At 68.6% G+C, this 12,677-nt stretch carries 17 protein-coding genes; 10 read left to right on the plus strand and 7 right to left on the minus strand.

The window, feature by feature from the left end:
* The coding region (locus tag AC1DYI_RS14870) for a GlxA family transcriptional regulator (RefSeq protein ID WP_477204900.1) at positions 1-696 on the plus strand (696 nt) is incomplete at its 5' end.
* 20 nt (positions 697-716) lie between these two features.
* Here AC1DYI_RS14870 and AC1DYI_RS14875 read toward each other — a convergent pair.
* Complete coding sequence (locus tag AC1DYI_RS14875; protein WP_477204901.1) at positions 717-1,091, minus strand: cupin domain-containing protein; 375 nt, start codon at positions 1,089-1,091, stop codon at positions 717-719.
* Positions 1,092-1,145: 54 nt separating this feature from the next.
* Between AC1DYI_RS14875 and AC1DYI_RS14880 the strand changes: the two genes are divergently transcribed.
* Genes AC1DYI_RS14880 through AC1DYI_RS14890 form a run of 3 tightly spaced genes read left to right on the plus strand, consistent with a single transcriptional unit; the run spans position 1,146 to position 4,007 of the window.
* On the plus strand, positions 1,146-1,634 hold the full coding sequence (locus AC1DYI_RS14880) for a MarR family winged helix-turn-helix transcriptional regulator (RefSeq protein ID WP_477204902.1): 489 nt from the start codon (positions 1,146-1,148) through the stop codon (positions 1,632-1,634).
* A 48-nt stretch (positions 1,635-1,682) separates the two neighbouring features.
* On the plus strand, positions 1,683-2,483 hold the full coding sequence (locus AC1DYI_RS14885) for an alpha/beta hydrolase family protein (protein ID WP_477204903.1): 801 nt from the start codon (positions 1,683-1,685) through the stop codon (positions 2,481-2,483).
* Positions 2,484-2,543: 60 nt separating this feature from the next.
* Entirely contained in the window at positions 2,544-4,007 is a 1,464-nt protein-coding gene (locus AC1DYI_RS14890) for an RNB domain-containing ribonuclease (RefSeq protein WP_477204904.1), read from the plus strand.
* Positions 4,008-4,017: 10 nt separating this feature from the next.
* Here AC1DYI_RS14890 and AC1DYI_RS14895 read toward each other — a convergent pair whose 3' ends face one another.
* Both AC1DYI_RS14895 and AC1DYI_RS14900 read right to left on the minus strand, forming a co-directional pair.
* Entirely contained in the window at positions 4,018-4,689 is a 672-nt protein-coding gene (locus tag AC1DYI_RS14895; RefSeq protein WP_477204905.1) for a hypothetical protein, read from the minus strand.
* Between the two features lie 82 nt (positions 4,690-4,771).
* The gene (locus tag AC1DYI_RS14900; RefSeq protein ID WP_477204906.1) at positions 4,772-5,239 is read right to left on the minus strand and encodes a hypothetical protein; all 468 of its coding nucleotides are present in this window, start codon (positions 5,237-5,239) and stop codon (positions 4,772-4,774) included.
* 198 nt (positions 5,240-5,437) lie between these two features.
* On the opposite strand from AC1DYI_RS14900, the gene AC1DYI_RS14905 reads away from it, so the two are divergent.
* On the plus strand, positions 5,438-6,334 hold the full coding sequence (locus AC1DYI_RS14905) for a hypothetical protein (protein ID WP_477204907.1): 897 nt from the start codon (positions 5,438-5,440) through the stop codon (positions 6,332-6,334).
* A gap of 6 nt (positions 6,335-6,340) precedes the next feature.
* On the opposite strand, the gene AC1DYI_RS14910 is transcribed toward AC1DYI_RS14905, so the two are convergent.
* On the minus strand, positions 6,341-6,805 hold the full coding sequence (locus AC1DYI_RS14910; RefSeq protein WP_477204908.1) for an SRPBCC family protein: 465 nt from the start codon (positions 6,803-6,805) through the stop codon (positions 6,341-6,343).
* A gap of 22 nt (positions 6,806-6,827) precedes the next feature.
* Positions 6,828-7,454, minus strand: a complete 627-nt coding sequence (locus AC1DYI_RS14915) for a LysE/ArgO family amino acid transporter (protein ID WP_477204909.1) — start codon at positions 7,452-7,454, stop codon at positions 6,828-6,830.
* Between the two features lie 157 nt (positions 7,455-7,611).
* Between AC1DYI_RS14915 and AC1DYI_RS14920 the strand changes: the two genes are divergently transcribed.
* Both AC1DYI_RS14920 and AC1DYI_RS14925 read left to right on the plus strand, forming a co-directional pair.
* Entirely contained in the window at positions 7,612-8,079 is a 468-nt protein-coding gene (locus AC1DYI_RS14920; RefSeq protein ID WP_477204910.1) for an Lrp/AsnC family transcriptional regulator, read from the plus strand.
* Positions 8,080-8,207: 128 nt separating this feature from the next.
* Positions 8,208-8,516 carry a hypothetical protein gene (locus AC1DYI_RS14925; protein WP_477204911.1) on the plus strand — a complete coding sequence of 103 codons (309 nt, stop codon included), beginning with the start codon at positions 8,208-8,210 and terminating at the stop codon, positions 8,514-8,516.
* A gap of 28 nt (positions 8,517-8,544) precedes the next feature.
* On the opposite strand, the gene AC1DYI_RS14930 is transcribed toward AC1DYI_RS14925, so the two are convergent.
* A complete protein-coding gene (locus AC1DYI_RS14930; RefSeq protein ID WP_477204912.1) occupies positions 8,545-9,600 on the minus strand; it encodes a DMT family transporter in 1,056 nt (351 codons plus the stop codon).
* Positions 9,590-10,213 carry a TetR/AcrR family transcriptional regulator gene (locus tag AC1DYI_RS14935; protein WP_477204913.1) on the minus strand — a complete coding sequence of 208 codons (624 nt, stop codon included), beginning with the start codon at positions 10,211-10,213 and terminating at the stop codon, positions 9,590-9,592. The genes AC1DYI_RS14930 and AC1DYI_RS14935 overlap by 11 nt, the downstream gene beginning before the upstream one ends.
* A gap of 122 nt (positions 10,214-10,335) precedes the next feature.
* Between AC1DYI_RS14935 and AC1DYI_RS14940 the strand changes: the two genes are divergently transcribed.
* The 3 genes from AC1DYI_RS14940 to AC1DYI_RS14950 form a co-directional block, all read left to right on the plus strand.
* Positions 10,336-11,052, plus strand: coding sequence for an ABC transporter ATP-binding protein (locus AC1DYI_RS14940; protein ID WP_477204914.1), 717 nt, complete (start codon positions 10,336-10,338; stop codon positions 11,050-11,052).
* Positions 11,045-11,476 carry a DUF2141 domain-containing protein gene (locus AC1DYI_RS14945; protein ID WP_477204915.1) on the plus strand — a complete coding sequence of 144 codons (432 nt, stop codon included), beginning with the start codon at positions 11,045-11,047 and terminating at the stop codon, positions 11,474-11,476. The genes AC1DYI_RS14940 and AC1DYI_RS14945 overlap by 8 nt, the downstream gene beginning before the upstream one ends.
* Positions 11,473-12,677, plus strand: a 1,205-nt coding sequence (locus AC1DYI_RS14950) for an ABC transporter permease (protein ID WP_477204916.1), incomplete at its 3' end; no start/stop codon positions are given. The genes AC1DYI_RS14945 and AC1DYI_RS14950, both read left to right, overlap by 4 nt.

Raw genomic sequence — 12,677 nt, forward strand, 5'->3', positions numbered from 1 at the left:
GTGAAGGAGCTGCACGCCCTGTGCGAACGGGTGCCCCGCGTCGGCTCGATCTGCACCGGCGCCTTCATGCTGGCCGCCACCGGCCTGCTGGACGGCCAGCGCGCCACCACGCACTGGGCCCACTTCGACGAATTCGAAGCGGCCTTCCCCGGCGTGCCGCTCGAACGCGACGCGCTCTACGTCAGCGCCGGCGGCATCCACAGCTCGGCCGGCATCTCGGCTGGCATCGACTACGCCTTGTCGCTGGTCGAGGCCGATCTCGGCCGCGCCGTGGCGCTGGAGGTCGCGCGCGGCCTGGTCGTCTTCATGAAGCGGCCGGGCGGCCAGTCACAGTACAGCGCCCAGCTGGCGGCCGAATCGGCGGCTGACGACCCGCAACGTTTCGCACCGCTGTTGCACTGGATCGCCGGCCACCTGGCCAGCGACCTGTCGGTGCCGGCGTTGGCCGAGCGGGCGGCAATGAGCCCGCGCAACTTCGCCCGCGCGTTTCAGGCGGTCATGCAGACGACGCCGGCGCGCCACGTGCGCCTGCTGCGCATCGACGCCGCGCGGCGCTGGCTGACCGACTCGAGGCTGTCGATACCCCGCATTGCGGAGCGCTGCGGTTTCGCTTCGGATGAGGCGATGCGCGTCGCTTTCCAGTCGCAGCTGAAGGTCTCGCCGAGCGACTTCAGGGCGCGCTTCGGCACCAGCTGATACAACCCGGCAAGCTGGTGTCACTGCGCCCAGGGCGGCGTGAACGGCGGGCTGCCCGCCATCATCGCCTGGCCGCCCACCGGCAGCACGGCCACCGTGCGGAACGGCGCGTCGTAGGGGTTGGCGAGGCAGAAATCGACGTGCGCCGGCACCACCAGCGCGCAGCCCGGCCGCAGCTCGTGGGTCTGGCCGTCGACCTGGGCAAGGGCCGCACCCTCGATCGCGACGAACACCTCTTCGCGCGTCAACTGGTGCGGCACGCCCTCGGCGCCGGGTGGCAGCGTCACCAGCCAGACCGCTGTTTCACTGGCGCCCCGGCTGGGCGAAGCCAGGCCGGTGAACGACACCCCGTGCAGCTCGAAACGCGGCGCCTCGGCGTGGTCAATGAATGGCATGCGGGCTCTCCTGCGATAATTGATTCACCGCAGTTTATTAACCTTGGTGAATCAATGTCAAGCCCATCCCTTTCTTCGGATGCCGCGGACGAGCCGCTCGACTTCGGCGTGCTGCTGAACGTATCCTTCGGCGCCTTCAAGCTGCAGTTGCACCGGCACCTGGTCGAAGCCGGCTTCACCGACCTGGGCCCTTCGTTCGGCTATGTCTTTCGTCTGCTGCTGGCCCGCCCTGCCAGCCTGCGCGACGTGGCCGAGCGCCTGGGCATCTCGTCGCCCGGGGCGCTGAAGGTGGTCGACGACATGGTCGCCAAAGGCTATGTCGAACGCCAGGACGACCCGCACGACCGCCGCGTCAAGCAGCTGCTGCTGACGGCCCGCGGCCGCCGAGCGATCGAGGAAGCCCGGCGCTTCCACGCCATGTTCGAGCAAGGCCTGGCCGAGCGGCTGGGCACGCGCCAGGTGGCCGCCGCCCGCGCGGTGCTGGAGCAGGTGGTGGCGCACCTGTCGGACGCCGAGCTGGAGGCTGGCCTGCGCCCTTCGTAGGCGCGCCGTTTGCCCCTGGCGCCGGACAACAACAAATCTTCCCCACCCTTGAACGGACCGGTCGCCACCTTCGCCCACCCAGCGGACAGCCGCTTTGTTTTCGCCCTGTTCGTGCCCGAGCGACCGCCGGACAGTTCGCCGCCGGGCCTGCTGGTGACCGTGCACGACAGCACGCGCAACCACCTGATCTGCGCCGAGCGGTTTGCCTCGTTCGCCGAGACCCACGGCCTGGTGGTACTGGCACCGCTGTTTCCGCGCAATGTGCTGGGCGATGGCCAGGTCGACGGCTACAAGTTCCTGCGCGAACAAGACCTGCGCTACGACCTGCTGTTGCACGGGATGATCGACGAGGCGGCACGCCGCACCGGCTGCGAAAGCGCGCATTTCTTTCTGCAGGGCTACTCGGGCGGCGCCCAGTTCGTCCACCGCTACCTGCTGCTGCACCCCGACCGGCTGCGCGCCGTGTCGGTCGGCGCGCCGGGGATGGTCACACTGCCCGACGAGGGGGTCGATTGGTGGGCGGGGGTGCGCGATCTCGAAAACGTGTTCGGCCTCCCGTTCAACCTGGCGCAGCTGCGCAACGTGCCGATCCAGCTGGTCGTCAGTGATGGCGATACCGAAACCTGGGAGATCCGCGAGCAACCGCCGAGCAGCCATTGGCCCGTCGAGGCCGATCGCCTGCGCTCCAACCGGGTCGACCGTTTGCGCGTGCTGCACCGCGCGCTGCTCGGCGTCGGTGCCAACACGCGACTGACGATGTTGCAGGGGCTGCCGCACGGGCAGGGCCCGGGCCCCGCGACGGCGCTGGCGCAGCAGTTCTTCGCCGAGCAACTCGCGATCCAGGCCTGAAGCCAGGCACAGGCGTCAGAATCGGCCCTGCCCTGATGCCCCGCCAGCCAAAGCCCGACCATGGATGCCGCTGAACTCGCCCGGATCGCCGCCCTCGAGATGCAAACCCACGGCCTGCAGCCCGACTTCGGGCCCGAGGTGCTGCGCGAGGTGCAAGCCAGCGCCCATCACCTGGCCGCACAGGGCCTGGAGCGCGGCGCCGACATCCGCGACCTGCGCCAGCGCCTGTGGTTCTCGATCGACAACGACGACACCCAGGACCTGGACCAACTGAGCTGGGCCGAGGAACAGCCCGACGGCCAGGTGCTGCTGGCCGTGGCGGTGGCCGATGTCGACACGATGGTGCGCCAGGGCGGCGCCATCGATGCGCACGCTGCCGTCAACACCACCTCGGTCTACACGGCCGCTGGCGTGTTCCCGATGCTGCCCACCTTGCTGTCGAACGACCTCACCTCGCTGCACGAGGGCCGTGAACGGCTGGCAGTGGTGGTCGAGATGACCATCGACGGCGACGGTGCCGTCACGCGCGCAGAGCTGTTGCGCGCCGTGGTCAACAACCAGGCCAAACTGGCCTACGACGCCGTCGCCGCCTGGCTGGACGGCCAGGCCGAAGCACCGCCGCTGGTCGCCCAAAGCCCGGCCTTGCAGGCCCAACTGCATCTGCACGACCGGGTGGCGCGCTCGTTGCGGCACTGGCGCACCCGGCGCGGTGCCCTGAACGTGATGACGGCGCAGGCACGGCCGGTGTTCGTCGACGGCCAGTTGGTCGACCTGCGGGCCGACCGGAAGAACCGCGCCAAGGATTTGATCGCCGACCTGATGATCGCGGCCAACGGCGCCACCGCGCGCTACCTGGCCGAACATGGCCAACCCTCGTTGCGCCGCGTGCTGCAAGAGCCCAAACGCTGGGACCGCCTGATCAAGCTGGCCGCCGAGCATGGCGCCAGCCTGCCACCGACACCGGACGCCCTGGCACTGGACCTGTTCCTCACCGCTCGCCGGCAAGCCGTGCCGGCCGAGTTCGAAGAGCTGTCGCTGTCGGTCGTCAAGCTGCTGGGCTCAGGCGCCTACGCCGCCGCCTCGGCAGACACCCCTGTGCCCGGCCACTTCGGCCTGGCGGTCAATGACTACGCGCATTCCACCGCCCCCAACCGCCGCTACGTCGACCTGGTGACCCAGCGGCTGCTGAAGGCCTCGCTGGCGCGCCAACCGCCGCCCTACACGATCGACGAGCTGACGGTGATCGCGCAGCAGTGCACGACGCAGGAAGACAGCGCCTCGACCGTCGAACGCCGCGTGCTGAAGGCAGCCGCCGCCTACCTGCTGCACGACCGCATCGGCGAGGGCTTCGACGCCATCGTCACCGGCGCCACGCCCAAGGGCACATTCGTTCGCATCGTCTCGCCGCTGGTCGAAGGTCGCGTGGTGCGTGGCTTCGAAGGGCTGGACGTGGGTGACACGCTGCGCGTCAAGCTCAGCGGCGTCGACGTCGATCAGCGCTTCATCGACTTCGAGCGGGCTTGAGCCCGCTCGGTCAATCCACCGCGAAGCAGTAGAACAAGCCCGCGCCGCCGGTGGCCTTCAGCGCGTCCGGGCTGCAGCCGCGGGTCAGGTGCGATGAGTTCCAGGACTTGGCGGGCACGCTGTCGTCCAGGCCGGTGCGGTCGTGGTGGCCGACCATGGCCTTGGCGCTGTCGTCGCCCACGGTCCAGTTGCTGCAGGTGGTGTTCACGTCGCCGGCGATGAAGGTGCCGTCGGGCTGTGAACCAGTCAGCATATCGTGCTGGTTAGGCGTGTCGCCGCGGCCATTGATGCTCGCACCGGTTTCGGTGAGCGACCTCTGCTTGCTCAGCATGTTGCCGGCACTGTGCAGGTCGTCCACGCTGATGGCGACGAGGTCGCCCTTGGCGTTCGTCCAAGGCCCCTTGCCGATCCGGTCGCGTGCGTTGATGCCCGCCTCGCCGTTCAGCGGCTGCTTGCTCAGGTAGGCGTGCCAGGTGCGGTGGGCCGCACCGGCGGCGGCACCGAGCTTCTGGCAGTACTTGTCGGCGCCATCCAGCCCGCCCAGGTCGCCCCCTTTGCCGGGGTTCGCACTGGTGACGAAGAAGCTCATCTTTGACTTGGTACCCGGCGTGCCGGCGCAGCCGCCGGCCAAGGTGACCGCCGTGACACCGATCAGCAGGGCCCCATAGATCGTTCGACGCATGGTTTGCCTCCGGGTGCGGCGCGCAAAGCGGCGCCGCGCGGGCGCAGACTAACGCAATCGAGCGCCTGCGTCCAAGGCTTCTTCAGCGGCCCATCGGTCGGATGTAGGCCCGTGCCGGCAGCGACTCGAGTGGCGCCGGCTCGGTCGGCGTCTCGTCGACAGGGGCTCGCGCTCTCGCCGCCGGCGGGGCCGACCGGGCCAGAAAGACCCGGCCCATCTGCTCGTCGGCCACGTTCAAGCCCAGTGCGTTGGCACGCACCACCACCGCCGTGAGAATCTTGTCGAGCTGGCCGCCGCTGCACAAACCGAGGTTCCAGACCAGGTCGTCGCCGCCGCCGTCGGCCCGGCCGTCGAGCCAGACCTCGCCCTGCCCGGCGGACTCGTCGGCCGCAGGGTACAGCGCCATCAACTGACGCGCCAGTTCGATGTATTTCGGGTTGAGGCCAGGCGAGCGCTTGAGCAACTGGTCCAGCATCGGCCACACCGCCTTCGGATTGGCCGGCAGCGCCACATCGGCGGGCTGTTCCCAGATTTGAATGACGTAGCTCACGCGGCCTTCCTCGTTGTCATGCCAGCCCGCACAGCAAATAGGGTCTGGAAGGGGTCGGATTCTAGGTATGCGAGGCGGTCGCCACGCGGTACAAACGGCCGCATCGTGAAAGCCTGCACGGGTGGCAAGCCATCGTCCGACAAGGCGTCGGGCGCTAGGCCGACCAGCGTGCGATTTCGCACTGCCTAAGCTGTGCTCATGACGCGTTTCTGCTCTTCCTGGTTGGTCGCTCTGGCTGCGTTCGCGACGGCCCCTGGCGGCGCTTCGGCGCAAAACGCGCAGGCCTTGCAGGCGCAGCACGGCAACCTGCAAAACGCGCTGGCGCAGAGCCCTTTCCAGCGCCCGATGGTGTTGCAGGCCAATTCGTCGGCAGAACAACCTCAAGGGGATGTGTACGCCGTGGTCGACCATGCATTCGGGATGGTCGGCAACGCCTTCCAGCAGCCGGCGCATTGGTGCGACGTGCTGATGCTGCAGCTCAACGTCAAGCGCTGCGAAGTGGCCGCTGACAATGGCCGGCAGAAGCTGCAGGTGGCGATCGGCAAGAAGGTCGAGCAGCCGCTGAAAGACGCCTTCCGGGTCGACTTCGACTACACGGTCCGTGCAGCGCAGCCGGACTATCTGTCGGTCCAGATCCACGCGCCCGAGGGCCCGCTCGGCACCAGCAACTACCAGTTGACGCTTGAAGCCGTGCCTGTCGACGCGCGGCGCAGCTTCATCCACATGTCGTACTCGTACGCCAACGGCCTGTCGGCCCGTCTGGCCACGCGGGCCTACCTGGCGACCTCGGGCCGCAACAAGGTCGGCTTCAGCGTCGTGCGCCAGGACGCCGAGGGCCAGCCGGTCTACGTGGCCGGCATTCAAGGCGTGGCCGAACGCAACGCGATGCGCTACTTCCTCGCGATCGAAGCCTTTCTGGCCGCCGAGGCCGCGCCGGCCGAGCAGYGGGCCGACAAGCGCCTGCGCAGCTGGTTTGCCGCCACCGAGCGCTATCCACGCCAGTTGCACGAGATGGACGCGGCGGACTACCTGAAGATGAAGCGGCAGCAGCTGCAGTCGCTGCTCAGCGGGCCGGATTTCTCGTCGACGCGCTGACTGAGGTCAGCGCACCTGCTTCGTCAGCAACATCGGCAGCCGCGTCGCGATCTCGTTCTGCCAGCCGTCGATCATTGCGGCGAAGCGCTCGCCCTCGAAAGCCTGCAACACCTCGGCACCGGCTGGGCTCAACGCCGTCAACGCATAGCTGACCTCCACTTCGGTGCGCGTTGCGTCGAGCGCGCGGCAGCGCACTTCGACCGTGCCGGTGCGTGAACCCGGCGTGCAGCGAAGGTAGCGCGAGCGGTGCTGTTCACGGTCGAAATCGGCCATCAGCCAGATCGTGTGCTCGGCGCCCTCACCGGTGGTGAAGACCATGCCAGCCTCGGTGCGGCCATCGGGCGGGTTCAGGTAGCTCGGCTGCCAGCCATCGACCCACAACTCCTCGCCAGCCGGCGTGAAGAACATGAAAGCCTGGGCCACGGGCGCATCGATCACGATGCGGTGGCTCGCCTGGACATGGGTGGGCATGAGCAAAATCCTTTCAAAGGTTTCAAGAAGCTATCTGCGCCAGCTGCCACACCGCCAGGCCGGCCAGCAAGCTGGCCGAGCACCAGTTGACGGCGCGTTGCCAACGCTCGTCGAAGCGGTCGCGCAGCAGTCCGACGACACCGGCCAACACCAGCCACCACAGAGCCGAGCCCACCAGCACGCCGGACACCATCGCCCAGGGCGACGCCGCGGGCGCGCGGCCGGCCAATGCACCGAACACCGCCATGAACGACAAGATCGTGGTGGGGTTGGACAGCGTCAGCACGAAGGTGCCGGAGACGAAGCGCAGCAAGGTGCCGGGCGGCGCGTGGCCCTCGCCCCGGCGCACCGGCGGCTTGGTGGCGATGCGCCAGGCCAGCCACAGCAGGAACGCGCCGCCGAACAGCCCGAGCCACAGCTTCAGCCCCAACAGCCAGGCGATCAGCCCGGTGACGCCAAAAGCGCCGATCGCGCCGTACACCGCGTCTGCAAAAGCCGCACCCAGGCCGGTGGCCAGACCAGCAGCGCGGCCATGGTCCAGCGTGCGCTGGATCGCAAGCACGCCGATCTGGMCCACCGGCGCGGCGATCGACAGGCCGATCAGCAGCGATTGGGCAARCAATACGAGGACGGGTGACGGCGTTTCCATGGACGGAATTTTCCGGGGCCCACGCCGCCACGGCCAGAAGCCGGATCAGGTGAATCGTCGGAAGGCTTTCTATTTTTCAGGCCAAAGCAGCTTCTCGCCTGACGGCGCAGCGCGACAATCGGCTGCCGCGCCGAGGTGGCGCTTGCTGGATGCCCCGATGCCCGACACCTTGTCACTCGATGCAAAGGCCTGGCAGTTGCTGCTCGCGCTGCAACAGGACGGGCGAGCCCCGCTAAAGACGCTGGCTGCTGCGGCCGGCTTGTCGGTGCCGGCCACGGTCGAGCGCCTGAAGCGGATGATGGACGCGGGCGTGGTGCGCTCGGTCAGCGCCGAGCTGGACGCTGCACTGGCCGGCTACAGCGTGCGGGCCATCGTCGGCATCACCGTGCTACAGCCCGGCAAGARGGCCTTCATCGACAAGCTGCGCCGCGCGGCCGAGGTGCTGGAGTGCCATCACGTCGCCGGGGCCGATTCGTACCTGATGACGGTGGTGACGCGCGACCTCGAAGACCTGGAGCGTTTTCTCGCCTCGATCAACAGCTACGGCGAGACGCGCACCTCGATCGTCTTCTCGACCCCGATCCCGCGCCGCGGGCTGGTGCCACCGGGCAGCGTGCGCGGCTGAGCCGCCATCCCCCCGAAGCAGAAGTAGGCGGCGACCTACGCCAGTTCACGCTGCCTTCGGGCGGCAATCTCCCACGCCGCCCCGCATCATCAATGCGTCGCCGCTACTTGCGGCATTGGAGGCTCGTCATGAACCGAGAGACCCGACCCAACCCGGCAACCAACACGCCGATCGACGACGCACTGACCCGTGAAAGCGATGTGGAACACGCCGACGACGCTGCACCGATCGATGCCGATTGGCCCGAACGCGAAGCCATCGGCAAAGGCACGCCACCACCCGACGATGGCGACAACGACACGTCTTCCTACGGCCAGCCAATCGATCCCGACCAGGTGCAGGACGAAGGCATTGCCGAGTCACTCGGCAAGGCGGTCTCCGCACCGGTTCGCGACGCGGTAGAGGGCGTCATCAGCAGCCCTCAAGGCAAGCGCTGACATCCTCGTCACGGCCGCCGGCGCGGCATCAGTGCCGGTGCCCGTGGTGAACGTCAGGCACGTGGGGATGTGAGTGGCGCACCGCGGCGTGCGAGTGCCGATGGCTGTGCTCACCCACCGGCCACTCGGCATGCACGTGGTCGTGATGGCCATCGTCGTGGCGGTGCGCATGTTCGTGCTCCAGTGCGTCGTGCTCGTGCTCATGCGCGTGCGATTCAGCCAGGTGCAGCACGACGCCGGCCATCATCAACGCCCCCCCGCCCGCCATCAACCATCCGGCGGAGCGGTCCCCCAGCAACACGGCCAAGCCAGCGCCGATGAATGGCGCAAAGGCGAAGACCGACCCGGTGCGCGCCGCGCCGAAGGCCCGTTGCGCCAACAGGTAGAAGCGCAGACTCAAGCCATAGCCGGTGGCGCCAACGAGCAGCAACGCCAACGCGGGAATCGCAGCAGGCAACGCTTCACCCGTTGCCCAGCCGAGGGCTGCCGACGCACTCGCCCCGAGAGTCGCCTTGGCCATCACCACCTGGCTGGGATCGCGCTCAGCGAGCGCGCGCGACAGCGTGTTGTCCACGCCCCAGGCCGCCGTCGCCAGCAGCACCGCCAACAAGCCCCACGGCTGCGCCTGGGCGCTGCGGGCCTGGTCGAGCACCAGCACGGCGCCACCGGTCACCAGCAGCAGCATCGCGGCCCACACCCGCCGATCCATCGTCTCCCCGTACTGCCGCCAGGCCAGCAATGCGGTGAAGGCGGCTTCCAGCGTCAACATCAGCGATGCACTGGTGCCGCTGGTGCGCTGCAGCCCCCACGCCAGCGCGACAGGGCCCAGCACCGCGCCGAAACAAGCCATGGCCAGCACGCGTCCAGCGTCGCCGCGGGCCAACCGCGCCTCGCGGTCGGCGGGCCGCCTCGACAGCGCGCCGACGATGGCCGCGCCGGCGTAAAGCAGCGCTGCCGTCTCGAATGGGCCGATGCCAACACCAAAGCGCTGGACCAGCGGCGTGCTGACACCGAACAACGCCGCCGCCAGCAAGGCCAGCAATCCACCGCGTAACGCGGGCCATCGAATACGGTCAGCTGACATGCTGCCCCCCCACCTGCGGTGCCTCCAAGGCCAGCCAAACCGGCCGCGCCAGCGCCTCGAACATCGCAGCCAGCTCTGCGGGCGGCAGCAGGCTGCGCTGCTCGATCCACCAGCCCAGCAGCTCGACGAAGGCGCCGGCGATCCAGCGTTGCGCGGCTGCCCGCGGCAACCCTGTGGCGTCACCGGCCGGTAATTCTTCGCCCACCAGCTTGATCACCATCTCCTTGAAGCGCTGCTGCACCACATAGCCACTGCGTCGGCCGACCAGCGCCCTGAACAGGCGCCGCTGCTCATGGGCGTGCTCGATCAGGCCCAGCGCGAAACCGAAGTCACCCGAATTGCCATCAGCACGCCCAGCCACGGCGGACTGCCGCAACGCAGCGCGCAACTCGTCCAGCGAGCCGACCAGCAGCGCGTCCTTGTTCGGGTAGTGCGTGTAGAAGGTCGAGCGGCCGATGTTGGCCCGCTCGCACAGATCCTGCACCGCGATCGCGTCCCAGCCGCGCTCGATGATCAGCATCAACAGCGCCTCGAGCAACGCATCTCGCGTGCGCACGCTGCGGCGGTCGTCGGCCGGGGTGGTGGACGGTGAAGACGGGGCACGAGATGGCATGGCGTTCCTGGACAGCAGCGCGGTTCGTGTCCAGTAGCGGACGGCCAAGCAGCTGCTGTGCTTGGGCCGCGTGGGCACGGCCCACGAAGATGGACACGTGTCCACTATAGAACGACCGTCCCATGATTGAACTGCGCGCGCTCAGCAAGGTGTACCCCGGCCCCGATGGCGGCACGCCCGCGCTGGACAACGTCACGCTGACCTTGCCGGCTGGCGAGTTCATCGCCATCGTCGGCAAGTCGGGCAGCGGCAAGTCCACCCTCATCAACCTGGTTGCCGGAATCGACCGCTCCACGGGCGGCGAAGTGCATGTGGGCGGCCAGGCCGTGCACCTGCTCGACGAAAGCCAGCTTGCCACCTGGCGCGGCCGCCACCTGGGCGTGGTGTTCCAGTTCTTCCAGCTGCTGCCGACCTTGACCGTGCTGGAGAACATCACCCTGCCGATGGACTTCTGCGGCACGTTGGCCGGCCCCGAGGCGCGCCAGCGCGGGCTGCAGCTGCTGGAGCAGGTGGGCATTGCCGAGCAGGCGCACAAGCTGCCGTCGGCCTTGTCCGGTGGGCAGCAGCAGCGCGCGGCGATCGCCCGCGCGATGGCCAACGACCCGTTGTTGATCGTGGCCGACGAGCCCACCGGCAACCTCGACACGCACACCGCAGACGCGGTGCTGGCGCTGCTGGCGTCACTGGCTCGGCAGGGCAAGTCGGTGCTGATGGTGACTCACGAGCGCGACATCAGCGCCGTGGCCGACCGCGTCGTGACCCTGGCCGACGGACGTGTCGTCGGCAACGAGGCCCGGCGCCCGGCGACCCTTGCGGTGAGGGAACTGCGCCATGCATGAGTGTTCACTGCTTCTGGTCGCGGCCCTGTCTGCAGCGATGCCGGCGCTGGCGGCCCCCGACACCGGTACGCTGACGGTGCACACCACCGGCTTCGCCCACGAGCACGGGCACGCGGTGGCAAAGCTGTTTGCCGAAGGCGACGACGTGTTCGGCCCCGGCCGCCAGACCATCAGCGCCGAGATCCACGCCAGCGAAGCGCTCTTGCAATGGAGCGACGTGGCGCCGGGCCGCTACGCGGTCATCGTCTTCCATGACGAAAACGACAACGGCACGCTGGACCACAACCTGTTGCGCCTGCCCGCCGAACCGCTGGGCTTTTCCAACGGCTGGGCGCTGAGCTGGCGCTCGGGCATGCCGAGCTTCGACAAGCTGCAGTTCCAGTTCACGCCGGCCATGCCAACGATTGAAGTGAGGGTGCGATGAGCCGAACCTGGCCGAGCCGCTGGCAAAAACTCTGGCGCGACCTGCAGGCCGAGCGGGGCCGATTCGCCTTGATGCTGATGGCGGTGGCCGTCAGCCTGGGTGCGTTCGGCGCGGTGTTGGGCGCCTATGCAGTGCTGACGCACGAGATCGAGGCCAACTATCTGCGCACCGAGCCGGCCCACGCGACGCTGGAACTGCCCGGCGACGTGGATGCCGCCGTGCTGGCGCTGGCTCGCCGCCACCCCACAGTGGCCAGCGCCGAAGCGCGGGACGTGATCCTGGCGCGGGCTCGCGTCGGCAACGACTGGCGGCCGCTGCTGCTGTTCGTCGTCGACGAGTTCAGCGGCCTGCGCCTGAGCCGCTTCACGCTGGAGGCCGGCTCGGCGCTGCCACCCACCGGCGGCGTGATGCTCGAACGCACGGCCACAAGCGTGCTCGGCGCCGATGTGGGCGGCCGGCTGCAACTGATGACGCCGAACGGAGTCTTGGCCGAGGTGCCGGTGAGTGGCCTGGTGCACGACCCGGGCCTGGCGCCGGCGTGGCAGGAACGAATGGGTYATGCCTACTTGTCGCGCGAGACATTCAAGGCCTTGGGCGAAGACGGGCGGCTGCACGAATTGCGAGTGCGGTTCCAAGGCGTGCCCGAAACCATGGCGGCAGTGCAGGCCGCCGCCACCGCACTGGGTGAAGACCTGCAGCGGCAAGGCGTGCCGGTCAGCGAAGTGCGCGTGCCGCCACCGCGACAGCATCCGCACCAGCGGCAGATGACGACCATCCTGTTCCTGCTGCTGGCCTTCAGCGCGATGGCACTGGTCTTGAGTGGCGTGCTGGTGGCCAACAACCTCGCTGCGTTGTTGGCTCGCCAAGTGCGCGAGATCGGCGTCATGAAGACACTCGGCGCGCGCACCGGACAGTTGGCGGCGATGTACCTGCTGCTGGTGGCGGCCATCGGTTTGGCATCGTTGGCGCTGGCGATGCCGATGGCCTATGCCGGCTCGCGTGGCTTTGCGCTTTCGGTGGCCAGGCTGTTGAACTTCTCGCTGAGCAGCACCGTGCCGCCCGCCTGGGTTTGGACCACGCAGATGTTGGCAGGCCTGTTGGCGCCGGCTGTCGTGGCGGCCTTGCCGGTGTGGCGGGCCTGTCGGGTCACTGTGCGCGAGGCGATCGATCGCCACGGCGCCAACCCGAGCTGGCTCGGCGC

The organism is Ideonella sp. P3_A4 (assembly GCF_056403075.1).

Coding starts and splice junctions, on each gene's coding strand:
- AC1DYI_RS14875 (WP_477204901.1), bottom strand. CDS start 1,091: ATGCCATTCATTGACCACGCCGAGGCGCCGCGTTTCGAGCTGCACGGG.
- AC1DYI_RS14880 (WP_477204902.1), top strand. CDS start 1,146: ATGTCAAGCCCATCCCTTTCTTCGGATGCCGCGGACGAGCCGCTCGAC.
- AC1DYI_RS14890 (WP_477204904.1), top strand. CDS start 2,544: ATGGATGCCGCTGAACTCGCCCGGATCGCCGCCCTCGAGATGCAAACC.
- AC1DYI_RS14895 (WP_477204905.1), bottom strand. CDS start 4,689: ATGCGTCGAACGATCTATGGGGCCCTGCTGATCGGTGTCACGGCGGTC.
- AC1DYI_RS14910 (WP_477204908.1), bottom strand. CDS start 6,805: ATGCCCACCCATGTCCAGGCGAGCCACCGCATCGTGATCGATGCGCCC.
- AC1DYI_RS14925 (WP_477204911.1), top strand. CDS start 8,208: ATGAACCGAGAGACCCGACCCAACCCGGCAACCAACACGCCGATCGAC.
- AC1DYI_RS14930 (WP_477204912.1), bottom strand. CDS start 9,600: ATGTCAGCTGACCGTATTCGATGGCCCGCGTTACGCGGTGGATTGCTG.
- AC1DYI_RS14935 (WP_477204913.1), bottom strand. CDS start 10,213: ATGCCATCTCGTGCCCCGTCTTCACCGTCCACCACCCCGGCCGACGAC.
- AC1DYI_RS14940 (WP_477204914.1), top strand. CDS start 10,336: ATGATTGAACTGCGCGCGCTCAGCAAGGTGTACCCCGGCCCCGATGGC.
- AC1DYI_RS14945 (WP_477204915.1), top strand. CDS start 11,045: ATGCATGAGTGTTCACTGCTTCTGGTCGCGGCCCTGTCTGCAGCGATG.